Genomic DNA, 13,563 nt, shown 5'->3' with positions numbered 1-13,563 from the left:
CCTGTTCGATGGGGTTCGAACGATGGCGCGCCGCCCGTGGCGCGCCCCAGGGAGCGGAGTCCTTCGATGTCCACGCAGACCGGCCCGGCGCTCGACACCCCGTCTCGCGGCCATGCGCTCGTACCGGGCCCCAGAGGGCTGCCGCTGCTGGGGAACCTGCCGCAGTTCGCGAAGAACCCGCTCGCCTTCTTCGAACTCCTGCGGGGCCACGGGGACATGGTGCGCTGGCGGTTCGGACGCAACCGGTGCGTGTTTCTCGCCGATCCGGACTGCATAGGCGAGTTGCTCACCGAGACGGAGCGCTCCTTCGACCAGCCACGGCTCGGAGTCGCGTTCCGGGCGGTGATGGGCAACGGCATCATCGTGGCGCGGGGCCGGGACTGGCGGCGCAAGCGCTCCCTCGTGCAGCCCTCGGTGCGGCCCAAGCAGGTCAAGTCGTACGCGGTCACCATGGCGGCCTCCGCGGTGGAGCTGGCCGACAGCTGGTCGGACGGTGAACGCGTCGACGTCAAGCGGGAGATGGCGGCCCTCACCCAGAAGATCGCGGTACGCACCATCTTCGGCGTCGACACCCCGGCCGACTCGGAGGCGATGGGCCGGGCGATGGACGTCGCCCAGATGGAGATCGGCAAGGAATTCGCCGGGATCGGCGCCCTGCTTCCCGACTGGGTGCCTACGCCCGGCCGGGCGCGCATCAGGAAGGCCGCCGCCGTCATCGACGCCGAGGTGGGCCGGGTCGTCGCCCGGCACCGGGACGGCGAGGAGGAACGCCCCGATCTGCTCAGCCGGTTGCTCACCGCCGTCGACGAGAGCGGAACGCGGCTCAGCGACGAGGAGATCCGTGACGAGGCGGTCACGCTGTACATCGGCGGTCACGAGACCACGAGTTCGACGCTGGTGTGGGCGTGGTACCTGCTCGCCCGCAGCCCCCGGGTCCGGGAGGCGCTCGCCGATGAGCTGGAGCGGGTGCTCGGCGACCGGGAGCCCGGCTTCGAGGACTACGCCCGACTGACGTACACCCAGGCCGTGGTGAAGGAGACCCTGCGGCTGTATCCCACGATCTGGCTGATCACCGGGGTGGCGAAGGAGGGTGCGCGCGTCGGCGGGCTGCCGATCCCGGAGGGGACCCGGGTGTGGACCAGCCAGTGGTCCACACACCGCGACGCGCGGTGGTTCCCGGAGCCGGAGGAGTTCCGGCCCGAGCGCTGGGACGCGGAGCGGGGCGACGCGATCGCGGAGTACGCGTGGTTCCCGTTCGGCGGCGGGCCCCGGGTCTGCATCGGTACGCGCTTCGCGATGGTGGAAGCGGTCCTCATTCTGGCCGTGCTGGCCCGCCGCTTCGACCTGGACGTCGACCCGGGCGAGGTCGGGCCCGTACCGAGCCTGACGCTCCAGCCGGACCGGGACGTCCTGGCCACCGTCCGGGCGAGGTAGGGGGACGGTGGGAGGCGGAGGTGCCCGGCTGCCTCGCGGAGCCGGGCACCCAGGGCCTCAGTCCTGCGGCAGCCACTTCTCCCAGACATCCGGGTGCCGGTCGATCCAGCGCTTCGCCGCCTCCTGGGGCGTCAGCTTCTGCGAGGCGATCATCTCCGAGACCTCGTTCTGGTCCTCCTCCGACCAGTGGAACTTCTTGAGGAACGCGGACGCCTCCCCGCCGCGCTCGGCGAAGTCCGCGTTCAGGAACTTCTGCAGCGGCGTCGTCGGGTAGGCGCAGTCGATGTCCGCGGGGTCCTTCGCCGCGCACTCGTCCGTGTAGGCGGGGAGCTTCACCTCGACCATCGGCACCTCGTTGAACAGCCACTGCGGCTGGTACCAGTAGCTGAGGAAGGGCTTCTCCGCCTTGGCGAACTGCTGGATCTGGGTGATCTGGGCGGCCTCGGAGCCGGCGAAGACCACCTTGTAGTCCAGGTCCAGGTTCTTCACCAGGGCGACGTCGTTGGTGATGTAGGAGGGCGAGCCGTCCATCAGCTGGCCCTTGCCGCCGCTCTCGGCGGTCCTCAGCTCCTTCGCGTACTTGTTGAGGTTCTTCCAGTCGGTGACGTCGGGGTGCTCGTCCGCCCAGTACTTGGGCACGTACCAGCCGATGTGGCCGGTGACCCCGAGGTCGCCGCCCCTCACGATGGTCTTCTTCTCGTCGATGTACAGCTTCTCCTGGTCCGGGTGGCCCCAGTCCTCCAGGATCGCGTCGACGCGGCCCTGGCTGAGGGCGTCCCAGGCGGGGACCTCGTCCGTCTGGACCAGGTCGACGCGGTAGCCGAGCTCCTCCTTGAGGAGCTGTTCGGCCACGGCGACGTTCGCCTGGGCGCCGACCCAGGACTGCACGGAGAGCGTCACCGTCTTGACCCCGGCGGGGGCCGCGAACGGGGATGCCTGCTTGGTCATGTCCGCGGCACCGCAGCCCGCCGTGGTGAGCAAGGCGGTGGCCGAGGCGAAGGCCACGAGCAGGCGTGTGCGGGAGCGGTTCATTTCAGCCCTCCTGTCGCTGGCGGCGGGCGGTGGGCTGGGTGACGCGGTCGAGCATCAGGCCGAGACAGACGATCGCCGCTCCGGCGACGAGCCCGGTGGCCAGGTCGCCCTGGGCGAGGCCGAGGACGACCTCGTAGCCGAGCGCGCCCGAGCCGACGAGTCCGCCGATGATGACGACCGCGAGGACCAGGACCACGGCCTGGTTGACGGCGAGCAGCAGTGAGGGCCTGGCCAGCGGGATCTGGACCTGACGCAGCTGCTGGCCGGGGGTCGCGCCGAGCGAGCGGGCGCACTCCATCGCCGCCGGGTCGACGCCCCGCAGCCCCTGGGTGGTGATGCGGACGACGGCGGGCAGCGCGTAGACGACCGCGGCTGCGGCCGCGGGGGCGCGGCCGACGCCGAAGAGGGCGACGACGGGGATCAGGTAGACGAACTGCGGCATGGTCTGGAAGACGTCCAGGACCGGTCGCAGCAGCCGCTCCAGGCGCTCGCTACGGGCTGTGCCGATCGCGATGCCGAAGCCGAGGACCAGGGTGACGGCGACGGCGGCGAGCACCTGGCTGAGGGTGTCCATGGACGGCTCCCACACGCCGAGGACGCCGATCGCGGCCATCGCGAGGACGGCGGTCACGGCGGTGCGCCAGGTGCCGATGGTCCAGGCGAGGGCGGCGACGATGAGGAGAACCGACCACCAGGGCAGGCCGGTGAGTCCGCTGCGCAGCGGGTTCAGGATGCCGCTGGTGAAGTGGGAGGCGAGGTCGGCGGTGCCGCCGACGACGGGCACACCGGTGTAGAGGTGGTCGACCATCCAGTCCTTGGCGGTGTTGACCGGTCCGGCGATCGCCACGGTGACGTCCTCGGGCCAGACCCGGCCGTCGGTGAGCCGTCCGACGACGGCGACGGCGGCGGCGGTGACCACGGCGGCCAGGGTCCAGCCCCGCGGGCCCCGGAGGAGGGCCGGGCCGGTGGGCTCGGTGCCGATGCGGCGGCCCGCCGCCTCCGTCGTACGGTCCAGGACGACGGCCAGCAGCACGATCGGGATGCCCGCGGCGAGCGCCGCGCCGACGTCCACGGAGGACAGCGCCTGGTAGACGCGGTCGCCAAGGCCGCCCGCGCCGATCACGGAGGCGATGACGGCCATGGAGAGCGCCATCATGATGGTCTGGTTGAGGCCGAGGAGCAGCTCCTTGCGGGCCAGCGGGAGGCGGGCCGTCAGCAGCCGCTGCCGCCCGGTCGCGCCGAGCGAGGTCACTGCCTCCATGACCCCGCGGTCCGCGCCGCGCAGGCCGAGCGCGGTGAGGCGGGCCATCGGCGGAGCCGCGTACACGACGGTGGCCAGGACCGCGCCCGGGACGCCGATGCCGAAGACCAGGACGACAGGCAGCAGATACGCGAACGCGGGCAGCACCTGCATGGTGTCGAGCACCGGGCGCAGGATGCGGAAGACGCGGTCGGACAGCCCGGCGGCCAGGCCGAGGACGAGCCCCAGCACGACGGAGGCGAGGACCGCGACGACCATCAGCGCGAGCGTCTGCATGGTCGGCACCCACATGCCGAGCAGTCCGCAGACCAGGAACGACACGGCTGCGGTCAGGGCGAGCCTGACGCCCGCGACGCGCCAGGCGACGGCTGCGGCGAACACGGTGACGCCCGCCCAGCCGAGGGCCAGGAGGACCAGGTAGACGCCGCGTACGGAGAGCACGACGGCGTTACTGATGTGGCCGAAGAAGTACAGGAACAGCGGGTGGCTGTCGCGGTTGGAGACGATCCAGTCGGTGACGTTGCCGAGCGGTTCGGACAGGTCGGCGGTCAGGGCGTCCGGCCAGATGCCTCCGCCCCAGCGTCCGTGGACGAGGGGGACAAGGACGGCGGCGGCGAGTGCGAGGAGCAGCAGCTTCCCGGCCGCCGGGCGTTCGCGGAGGGCGGCCAGCGGCCCCCGGCTCGCGCCCGGCTGTGCGGCGCGGACCGGGGTGGCCTGGGCGGTGGCCATCAGACGGTCACCTCGCGGGAGCCGTCCGGGGCATCGGGGGAGGCGGTGGCGGAGCCTGCGGCCCGTCCGGCGACGACATCCAGCAGGCAGGCGTGGTCGACGACGCCGACGAGGCGGCCGTCGTCCATCACCCGGGCGGCCGGGTCGCCGGAGCGGGAGACCGCCTCGATGGCCTCGGAGACGGTGGCGTCGGGGCGCACGGCCGGGCCGCGCTCGTCCTCCCCGGCGAGCGCGGGGCGCATGGCGGTGGCGACGGTGAGGACCTGCTCGCGCGGTACGTCGCGGACGAACTCGGTGACGTAGTCGTCGGCGGGCGAGCCCACGATCTCCTCGGGCGTGCCGAGCTGGACGATGCCGCCGTCGCGCATGAGGGCGATCCGGGTGCCCAGGCGCAGCGCCTCGCTGAGGTCGTGGGTGATGAAGACCATGGTGCGGCCCTCCTCGCGGTGCAGCCGCACCACCTCGTCCTGCATCTCCCGGCGGATCAGCGGGTCCAGTGCGCTGAACGGCTCGTCGAAGAGCAGGGCGGACGGGTCGACGGCGAGCGCGCGGGCGAGGCCGACGCGCTGCTGCTGGCCGCCGGAGAGCTGTGCGGGACGGCGGTCCTCCAGGCCCGCGAGGCCGACCTTCTCCACCAGCTCGGCCGCTTTGGCGCGACGCTCGGCCTTGCCGAGGCCCTGGACCTCCAGGCCGTAGGCGACGTTGTCCAGCACCGTGCGGTGCGGCAGCAGGCCGAAGTGCTGGAAGACCATCGCGGCACGGTGGCGGCGCAGTTCGCGCAGCCGGGCGCGGTCCATCGCGAGGACGTCCTCGCCGTCGATGGCGAGGGTGCCGCTGGTGGGCTCGATCAGCCGGGTCAGACAGCGTACGAGGGTGGACTTGCCGGAGCCCGACAGGCCCATGACGACGAAGACCTCACCCTTGCGGACGTCGAAGGAGACATCGCGTACGGCGGCGGTGCAGCCGGTGGCCTCGCGCAGTTCGGCGGGCGGGAGTGCGGCGTGCTCGCTGCCGGGGATGCGGTCGGCCTTGGGGCCGAACACCTTCCAGAGGTGGCGCACGGAGAAGACGGCGTCCTCGGTTGCCTCAACTGCGGCCTCGGGGGCCTTGGTCGCGGTCATCGGGCGTCACCTCCGGTGCTGGTGCCAGTGGCCGGCACGGCGTCGGCGCCGCCCGGCCGGTTCGCGAGGAGTTCGGCGCACTTCTCGCCCACCATGAGGACGCCGATCATCGGGTTGACGGCGGGCATGGTCGGGAAGACCGACGCGTCGGCGATCCGGATGCCTTCCAGCCCCCGGATGCGCAACTGCGGGTCCACGACCGCCTCTTGGTCGTCCGTCGCGCCCATCTTGCAGGTGCCCGCCGGGTGGTAGACGGTGTGGGCGACCTTGCGGGCGTACTCGCTGATCGCCTCGTCCGACGTGACCTCGGGGCCGGGGCAGACCTCGCGCTTGAGCCAGTGGGCCAGCGGTTCGGTGGCCGCGATCTCACGGGCGAGCTTGATGCCGTCGACCAGGGTGCGGCCGTCGTAGTCGTCCTCGTCGGTGAAGTACCGGAAGTCCAGGGCCGGCTTGACCTCGGGGTCGGCGCTCGTGAGGTAGAGGCGGCCCCGGCTGCGCGGCTTGGGGATGTTCGGCGTCATCGACACCCCGTGCTCGGGCTTCTCGTAGCCGAGGCGTTCGGGGTTGTCGGTGAACGGGATCTGGTAGAAGTGGAACATCAGGTCCGGGCCCCGGGATCCGGGGTCGCGGCGGACGAAGAGTCCCGCGTCGGAGTCCATCGCGGAGTTCTCCGGGATGGGACCGTCGGTCTCCCAGACGATGACGGACTCGGGGTGGTCGAGCAGGTTCTCGCCGACGCCCGGAAGGTCGTGGCGGACGTCGATGCCGAGCGCTTCGAGGTCCTCGCGCGGGCCGATCCCGGAGTGCATCAGCAGTCGGGGCGTGTCCACCGCGCCCGCGCAGACGATGACCTCACGGGCGGCACGCAGCAGGATCTCCTCGCCGTCCTTGGTCCGGACGTGCACTCCGGTGGCGCGGGTGCCGTCGAACTCCAGGCGGTACGCCCAGGTCTCCAGCATGATCCGCAGGTTGGGGCGGTCACCGGCCTCGATGTGGGGGTGGAGGTAGGCGACCGAGGCGGAGGAGCGCTTGTTGTTCTCGGGGTGGTAGGCGAGGTCGAAGAAGCCGACGCCCTCGTGGAACGGCTTGCTGTTGAAGCTGTCCACGCGCGGGACTCCGGCCGCCTCCTGGGCGGCGTCGACGAAGTCGCGGGCGATGGCGTTGCGGTCCTTCTCGTCGACCGGGACGATGTTGTTGCGCAGCTTGGCGAAGTACGGGTCCATCGCGGCCGCGCCCCAGCCCTCGGCGCCCGCCTCGGCCCACTCGTCCCAGTCGCCGGGCAGCGGCTTGAAGCTGATCAGCGTGTTGTGCGAGGAGCAGCCGCCGAGCACCCGGGCGCGGCTGTGGCGGATGTGGGAGTTGCCGCGCGGCTGCTCGGTGGTGGGGTAGTCGTAGTCGAGGTCGCCGCCGAGGAGGCCGAGCCAGCGGCGCAGGGTGAGGACGTCGTCGCGGTCGATGTCGGTGGGGCCGCCCTCGATGACCGTGACGGTCACGTCGGGGTCCTCGGTGAGCCGGGAGGCGATGACCGATCCGGCGGTGCCACCGCCGACGATCACGTAGTCGGCCAGGTGGGCGTCGGGGTCGGGGACTGCGGTGCTGCTGGGGGTGGGGGGCATCGGTCACTGCTCCTTCTGCAAGGTTCGTGCGTGTGCGTGGTGCTGCGAACAGCCGGTCGGGACCGGACGGCGGGTCTTCCGCCCGGTCCCCGCAGGCGTCAGCCGGCGAACCAGCGCTGGGGGCGCGGGTTGAGGTTCTGGTAGATGTGCTTGGACTCGCGGTACTCGGCGAGCCCCGTCGGGCCGAGCTCGCGCCCCGTACCGGACTTGCCGAAGCCGCCCCACTCGGCCTGCGGGAGGTAGGGGTGGTAGTCGTTGATCCAGACGGTGCCGTGGCGCAGCCGTCCGGCGACCCGGCGGGCCCGGCCCGCGTCGGTCGTCCAGACGGCGCCCGCGAGGCCGTAGTCGGTGTCGTTGGCCAGCGTGACGGCCTCTTCCTCGGTGCGGAAGGTCTCGACGGTGAGGATCGGGCCGAAGGTCTCCTCACGCACGACGCGCATCTCGCGGTGGCAGCCGTCCAGGACGGTCGGCCGGTAGAAGTAGCCGCCTTCGGGGCGTACGTCGCTGGGCTTCGGGCGTTCGCCGCCGGCCCGGACGATCGCGCCCTCCTCGCGGGCGGAGGCCACGTACGCCTCGACCTTGGCGAGCTGCTGGGCGGAGACGAGGGGGCCGCACTCCACACCGTCGAGGGTGCCCCGGCCCAGGCGGATGGCGTCCGCGCGGCGGGCCAGCTCGGTGACGAACCGCTCGCGGACGCTCTCCTCGATGATCAGGCGGGCCCCGGCGGAGCAGACCTGACCGCTGTGGAAGAACGCGGCGTTCAGGGCCTGGTCGACGGCGGTGTCGAAGTCCTCGTCGGTGGCGCAGGCATCGGCGAAGACCACGTTGGGGTTCTTGCCGCCGAGCTCCAGGGCGACCTTCTTCACGGTCGGCGCGGCGGCCTGGGCCACCTTCGTACCGCTGGCGAGGCCTCCGGTGAAGGAGACCAGGTCGACGTCGGGGTGCTCGGAGAGCCGGGCGCCCACCGGGTCGCCCGCGCCGGTGACGAGGTTGGCGGCGCCGTCGGGGAGTCCGGCCTCGGCGAGGAGCTTGATCAGGTGGACGGTGGAGAGCGGGGTGACCTCGCTGGGCTTGAGCACGAAGGTGTTCCCGGCGGCGAGGGCCGGGGCGATCTTCCAGCTGGCCTGGAGAAGGGGGTAGTTCCAGGGGGCGATCAGCGCGCAGACGCCGACGGGCTCGTGCACGACGATGCTGTGGACGTCGGGGTCGCCCGCGTCGACGACCCGGCCGCCGCTCTCGTTCATCACGAGGTCGGCGAAGTAGCGGAAGGCGCCTGTGACGTCGTCGACGTCGACCCGGCCCTCTTCGAGGGTCTTGCCGGTGTCGCGGCTCTCGGTGATCGCGATCTCCTCGCGGTCCCGCTGGAGCAGCTCGGCGACCCGGCGCAGCAGCCCGGCCCGCTCGGCGACGGGCTTGTGCGGCCAGGGGCCGTCGTCGAAGGCGCGCCGCGCCGCCGCGATCGCCGCATCGGTGTCCTCGACGCCGCCCTCCGCGACGACGGCCAGGACAGTGGCGTCGGCGGGGTCGAGGACCTCGCGTGTCGCGCCGGATCCGGCGGCCCGCCAGACGCCGTCGATGTGGATGGTACTGAGCGCCGACATGTCGTTTTTCGCCTTCCGTGCCTGAAATGCCCCCTCCGGTTCGGCCGGGGCGTGCTGCATGGCGGGCCGGGTACGGCGCACCAGCAGCCTGGACCCCTCCCCGGTCCGGCGGAATGTATGCCGAGAATTTCACTCAGAGTGATGCGCCTCACGTGTGAACCCTCCGATGGAGGCCTGGAGCGGGCCTGACATGGGGCTGACGAGGGCCCGCGCGCGCTCCGGCTCGGCCCGGCGGCTCCGCCCGCGGCCTCAGCCCCGCCGCTCCGCCCCCGCGAGCCACCGGACGGCCCGCTCCCACTCCCCCGGGTCCGCCTCCGCCACGGCCGCCGCGAACCGTTCCGGGCGGGCGAGGAGGCGCCGGTGGCCGGGGTGGAGGGCCGTGTGGGCAAGCAGCCAGCCCGCCATCAGGTGCGGGTCCCCCGGCGCGTCGGCCCAGCCCCGCGCGTACGCCTCCCGGGCCGCCGCCGCCTCGCCCCGCACCAGCAGGACGTCGGCGCGGCACGCCCCGTCGGGCACGGCGTCCGGGCGGAGGTGGAGGGCGCCCCGGACGTCCCTCCAGCGGCCGCGCTCCGCGACCGGGACGAGCACCGGCCGCCGCCCGGTGACCGGGGCTGCCCCGGAGCGCGGCGCCACCGCCAGGGCCGCGCGCTCCTCGTCCGCGCACCGCAGATTGCGCAGCCGCCACTCGACCCGGTGACCGGCCGCCGCGGCCCGGGCACGTGCCACGGCCGGCCCGTCCAGCGGTTCGCGCAGCCAGCCGTCGACGGTCCGGGTGAGCCCGGCGACCAGACGGCGGCCGGGCGGGGTGAGGGAGGCGCGGGTGGCCAGGGTACGCAGGACCGTACGGGTCTGGACGCGGCGGAGCGCGAACCGGAAGGGCGCCAGGCCGTGCGGGTCGGCGGCCCGGTCCCCGATCCGCGCCCGCCAGAATCCGGCGACGCCCACGAAGGCGTACGCGCCGTGCAGCAGCCCCGGCAAGTGGCGCGGGTCGGGGCGCCAGGGGGCGTAGTGCTCCTCCGCCCGGTCGTCGTCGAGCATCGGGAAGAGGTGGAGCAGCGCGCCGAGCTTGCTGTGCTGGAACTCGTGGACCATCGTCTCGGCGAGTGCCGCACCGTCCGGGGGCCCGGCCACGACCATCGAGCCGAACGCGTCGCCGGTGGAGGCGCTGAGCCCCTCGACGGGGGTGCCGGTCAGCCGTCCGGGCCAGGGCACGATGCGCCGGACCTCCTCGGGGCGCAGGGTGCCGGGGCCGGAGCCCGAAGCCGGGCCGGGGCCCAGTAGCCCCACCGCTTCGTCGAAGCGCCTCCGCCAGGTGGCCAGTTCATCAGGGGTGAGCCGACGGGGCGGGACCGGGCGGTCGAGGTCGCGGTAGGGGTCGGTGTCGTCGAGGGCGACCTCGGGCCCGCCGGGCCGGACCGGAAGCCGGTGCGTCGGCCACCACAGGCCGTTCTGCGGCGCGGTGAGCGGCCGTAGGGTCAAGTCCATCGCCCCGGTGGCCCGCCCGCTCGCGGTGAGGGTCAGCTCCTGGTCCCGTACGAGCGCCCGGACCGGCTGGAACCCCGGTGGCGGGGCGCCCGGCAGCCGGGCGAGGCCGAGCGTGGGCAGGGCCACATCGCCGTCCCTCGCCGGTACGACGAGGTCGGCGGCGGTTCCGGCGCGCAGGGCTGCCACCAGGGCGACGGCGGCCAGGTGCCCGGTCTCCACCCACAGCGGAGGACCCACGGCAGTGCCGTGCAGCCTGCGCAGGGTGTGCGCGAGCCAGCCGCCGGCCTGGGGGCTGAGCAGCACGTCCTCGACACAGCCTGGGCTCCGGCCCTCGGCCTCCTCGACAGCGCCCCAGATCGCGCCGAGGTCGGCGGGTCCGAGCAGCGCGGGCCGCTCCTCCAGGCGGCCCAGCAAGTCGCCCAGGAGAGCGAGGCGCCGGGCCCGCTCGCCGCTGACGAGGAACGCGACCGCCTCTGCCGAGCCCCCGCCCGCGGCGAGTTCGTCGAACCAGTGGCCGGGCATCCGGATCGGTCTGTGCACCCCGCGCTCCTCTGTCGTGGTCCGACGCGCTCCTCTCCCCCGGCCGGGCCCGAAGATCCTCAGTCCGCGCGGGCTTGGGGCGGTTCGCCCGCGACCGTGCTGATGCGCGCCCGTCGGATCTCCTCCAGCAGACGCCGTCCGGGCACGGGAGCCAGGTCACGTACGGCGGCCACGCTCATCTCCGTGAGATCCGCGACGTCCGACTCCAGGTAGTCGGCCGGATTCCCGCCCGGTTCCGTCTGCTGCAAGACGTGTTCCCCCTCAATGGTCCGGCCTGGCGGTCCGACGGCACACCATGCCACTCGTCCCTCCCATCATGACGAATGGGTTGCCTTCCGGAAACCCGTGCGATCACGCCGTGCGATCACGGACCGGGTGGCACCTCGGCCAGGAACTCCCCGATCGCTCCGTCGAGTTCGGCTGCCCGGTCAGGATCGTCGTCGAGCAGGGTGACGGCCCGGAAGAGGTCCCGGAGGCCCTCGGGGCTCCGCCGTACCGTACGCAGGATGCCCATCACGTCCGTACGGGGCACCGCGTGCCGCGGCATCCGGGCTACCAGGACGGGATCCAGCTCCGCGACCATCGCCTGCCGTTCGTCCCGGTCGAGCATCAGCGGATACGCCAGGAGCGCCTCGACCACACGGAGCAGCCCCCCGCCCGTCCGCGCACCTACGGGGCGAAATCCGTTGGTCGGCGGGGGTGTTGGTGCAGCCGGGGGAAGGATCTCCTCGTGTCCGGCCCGGTAGAGCCGGAGTACGGGCAGCTGGGTTCCGTTCCCCTCGGCACGCAGCCGGTCGAAGCGGGCGCGGACGGCGACGAAGAGGGCCTCGGGGTCGGGGGCCAAGTCGTCCGGCAGCGCGGACAGTTCGCGCAGCAGGATGTCCGAGAACACGCCGTGGCCGCGTACGGGGTCGTTGGCCGCGCGCTGTCCCCGGTCGGCGGCCAGCATCACGTTCTGCCGGTGCACCCGCAGCCGCTGCCCGGCGGGGAGGCCCCCGTCCGGGAGCGACACGGGCTCGTTGTGGCGTTCCTCGAAGGTCTGGCAGGCGTCGACGACCCAGTTCTGCACCGCGAACCCGGGCAGCGCGTCGCTGCTGAGCCGGCGGCGGGCGGACTCCAGGTCGATGTTGCGCCGGTCCGCGCCCGAGGCGTCGGCGCAGTACAGCCGCTGGTGTTCCTCGCGGTCCAGAACCCCGTGGCCGCCCCACCAGATCCAGAGCACGTCCCCCTGCCGGGCGGGCAGTTCGTGGACCAGGACCCGGCGCAGGGTCTCGTGGTCGGCGGGCCCGTGACCGCCGCCCGCACCGGACCTCCCGTCCGGCTCCTTTGCCGGGCCCCCGGCGGGACTCTCCGCGGGGGCGAGGTGCAGCAGGATATTGGTGTCCGGTACGCCTGCGGAGCGCAGCCAGGCCCGGAAGCGCAGGGCGTCGCGGACCGGCCCCGGCAGGGTCCAGCGGGGGCCCGCGGCGTAGCGCTCGACGCCCACGATGAGCGCCGTCACCCGCGCCGGGTCGACGCTGCGCCCGGTCACGGCAGCCGCTCCCCGATGGCGCGGTAGACCGCCGGGTCGGACCAGTAGGCGCTGTGGGCGGCCGGGAACGGCTGCCGGTTGTCCGTCGCGATGTCCTCGGCACGGCCGGGGAACAGGGCTGCGGCGGCATAGCCGAGCAGATCGCGGCGGTCGTGGATGTTCAGCCACGGGGGGACGTGGGCGGGCAGCGGGTCCGGGTGGTCGAGACGGGGCAGCGCGCCCGTCTCGTACAGGAACGGCCCCTGCGAGCCGACCGTGACCAGCAGGCGGACGCCGGGGAGCGGGGCCTCGATCAGCGTGTCGAGGGCGATGATCCCGCCCAGGCTGTGACCGAGGAGGACGACGGGCGGCTCGGCGGTGGCGGCCAGCTCGCGCAGCGCGGTGCGCACCGGTCCGCCGCGTACGAGGTACTTGAGCACATCGCCCGCCGCCGGGTGGGCGGCCCCGGTGAGGGCCCGCCGGCGGCGCACCGCGTACCGGCTGCCGAGCCGGAGGACGGGCCGTCCGATCAGCCGGCCCACCGGCCCCCTGCCACTCCCCTGCGCGGCGCCGCCGAGGGCCACGGCCATCCGGTCGACGGCGGCGTCGCGGGTGGCGCCGTCGCAGATCACGGGCGCGTCCGCCGCGAGAGCCGCGCCGGTCACCGCCGCGGCCAGGGCGCGGGCGAGAGTCCACGCCAGTTCCTCGGGGTCCAGTGCCTCGGCGGCCGGGGCGAGCAGGGGGCTGCGGGCGAGGGCGGTGGCGTGCGCGGCGAGGCCGGGGCCCAGCTCCGGCGCGGCCGCGTCGCCCCGGGCGGCCAGCGCCGCCAGCCGCTCCCGGATGTCCTCGTCCGGGAAGGCCGCGCCGGGGGGTGTCCGGCCGGAGGGACCGCGAGCGGCGGCGAGGGCGAGCTCCGCCTCGGGGTCCCGGTAGAGGCGGTCCCACAGCACGGTCTCCGCATCGGCCTCGTACGTCTCGCCCGCCCCGCCCGTCCCGTACGCCTCTTCCGCCGTGTCCCGTCCGGTGGCCCCGGCCACCTCGGGCGGGATGCTGGCGCCACCGGCCCCGAGCCGCGCACCGTACCGCTCGCCCCAGTCGAGGGGCACGACGCGCACCCGGGGTGCGGTCTCGGCCAGCGAGGCGGTGACCCGGGCGGTCAGGGCCGCGGAGTGCGGCGGCCGCACCCCGGTGCCGTGGATGAATATGACCGTGGTCATGCGTCGCCCCCCGTGAG

At 73.7% G+C, this 13,563-nt stretch carries 10 protein-coding genes; 1 reads left to right on the top strand and 9 read right to left on the bottom strand.

All coding sequences use genetic code 11. The features are described from left to right. Positions 1 to 66: 66 nt before the first annotated feature. Positions 67 to 1,434: a cytochrome P450 gene (locus RI138_RS29035; protein ID WP_311122262.1), complete on the top strand. Its 1,368-nt coding sequence runs from the start codon at positions 67 to 69 to the stop codon at positions 1,432 to 1,434. A 57-nt stretch (positions 1,435 to 1,491) separates the two neighbouring features. On the opposite strand, the gene RI138_RS29030 is transcribed toward RI138_RS29035, so the two are convergent. The 9 genes from RI138_RS29030 to RI138_RS28990 all read right to left on the bottom strand — a co-directional run bounded on the left by RI138_RS29030 (position 1,492) and on the right by RI138_RS28990 (position 13,546). Next, positions 1,492 to 2,466, bottom strand: coding sequence for an ABC transporter substrate-binding protein (locus tag RI138_RS29030; protein WP_096631565.1), 975 nt, complete (start codon positions 2,464 to 2,466; stop codon positions 1,492 to 1,494). Between the two features lies 1 nt (position 2,467). Beyond that, positions 2,468 to 4,456: an ABC transporter permease gene (locus tag RI138_RS29025; RefSeq protein WP_311122261.1), complete on the bottom strand. Its 1,989-nt coding sequence runs from the start codon at positions 4,454 to 4,456 to the stop codon at positions 2,468 to 2,470. Next, on the bottom strand, positions 4,456 to 5,577 hold the full coding sequence (locus tag RI138_RS29020; RefSeq protein WP_311122260.1) for a quaternary amine ABC transporter ATP-binding protein: 1,122 nt from the start codon (positions 5,575 to 5,577) through the stop codon (positions 4,456 to 4,458). The genes RI138_RS29025 and RI138_RS29020 overlap by 1 nt, the downstream gene beginning before the upstream one ends. Further along, complete coding sequence (locus RI138_RS29015) at positions 5,574 to 7,193, bottom strand: GMC family oxidoreductase (RefSeq protein WP_311122259.1); 1,620 nt, start codon at positions 7,191 to 7,193, stop codon at positions 5,574 to 5,576. The genes RI138_RS29020 and RI138_RS29015 overlap by 4 nt, the downstream gene beginning before the upstream one ends. 98 nt (positions 7,194 to 7,291) lie before the next feature. Then, positions 7,292 to 8,794 (bottom strand): aldehyde dehydrogenase family protein, encoded by a 1,503-nt coding sequence (locus tag RI138_RS29010; protein WP_311122258.1) that lies wholly within the window; start codon positions 8,792 to 8,794, stop codon positions 7,292 to 7,294. A 249-nt stretch (positions 8,795 to 9,043) separates the two neighbouring features. Then, positions 9,044 to 10,819, bottom strand: coding sequence for an HEXXH motif domain-containing protein (locus RI138_RS29005; RefSeq protein WP_311122257.1), 1,776 nt, complete (start codon positions 10,817 to 10,819; stop codon positions 9,044 to 9,046). Between the two features lie 59 nt (positions 10,820 to 10,878). Further along, entirely contained in the window at positions 10,879 to 11,067 is a 189-nt protein-coding gene (locus RI138_RS29000) for a hypothetical protein (RefSeq protein WP_257002432.1), read from the bottom strand. A gap of 116 nt (positions 11,068 to 11,183) precedes the next feature. Beyond that, on the bottom strand, positions 11,184 to 12,350 hold the full coding sequence (locus tag RI138_RS28995) for an effector-associated domain 2-containing protein (protein WP_311122256.1): 1,167 nt from the start codon (positions 12,348 to 12,350) through the stop codon (positions 11,184 to 11,186). After that, a complete protein-coding gene (locus RI138_RS28990; RefSeq protein WP_311122255.1) occupies positions 12,347 to 13,546 on the bottom strand; it encodes an alpha/beta fold hydrolase in 1,200 nt (399 codons plus the stop codon). The genes RI138_RS28995 and RI138_RS28990 overlap by 4 nt, the downstream gene beginning before the upstream one ends. Positions 13,547 to 13,563 lie beyond the last annotated feature (17 nt).

This window comes from Streptomyces durocortorensis (genome assembly GCF_031760065.1).
Lineage (GTDB): Bacteria > Actinomycetota > Actinomycetes > Streptomycetales > Streptomycetaceae > Streptomyces.
The sequence above is the reverse complement of the archived record's forward strand: the minus strand, read 5'-3'. Positions and strand labels throughout refer to the sequence as shown.

Coding starts and splice junctions, on each gene's coding strand:
- RI138_RS29030 (WP_096631565.1), bottom strand. CDS start 2,466: ATGAACCGCTCCCGCACACGCCTGCTCGTGGCCTTCGCCTCGGCCACC.
- RI138_RS28990 (WP_311122255.1), bottom strand. CDS start 13,546: ATGACCACGGTCATATTCATCCACGGCACCGGGGTGCGGCCGCCGCAC.
- RI138_RS29025 (WP_311122261.1), bottom strand. CDS start 4,456: ATGGCCACCGCCCAGGCCACCCCGGTCCGCGCCGCACAGCCGGGCGCG.
- RI138_RS29035 (WP_311122262.1), top strand. CDS start 67: ATGTCCACGCAGACCGGCCCGGCGCTCGACACCCCGTCTCGCGGCCAT.
- RI138_RS29010 (WP_311122258.1), bottom strand. CDS start 8,794: ATGTCGGCGCTCAGTACCATCCACATCGACGGCGTCTGGCGGGCCGCC.
- RI138_RS29015 (WP_311122259.1), bottom strand. CDS start 7,193: ATGCCCCCCACCCCCAGCAGCACCGCAGTCCCCGACCCCGACGCCCAC.
- RI138_RS29020 (WP_311122260.1), bottom strand. CDS start 5,577: ATGACCGCGACCAAGGCCCCCGAGGCCGCAGTTGAGGCAACCGAGGAC.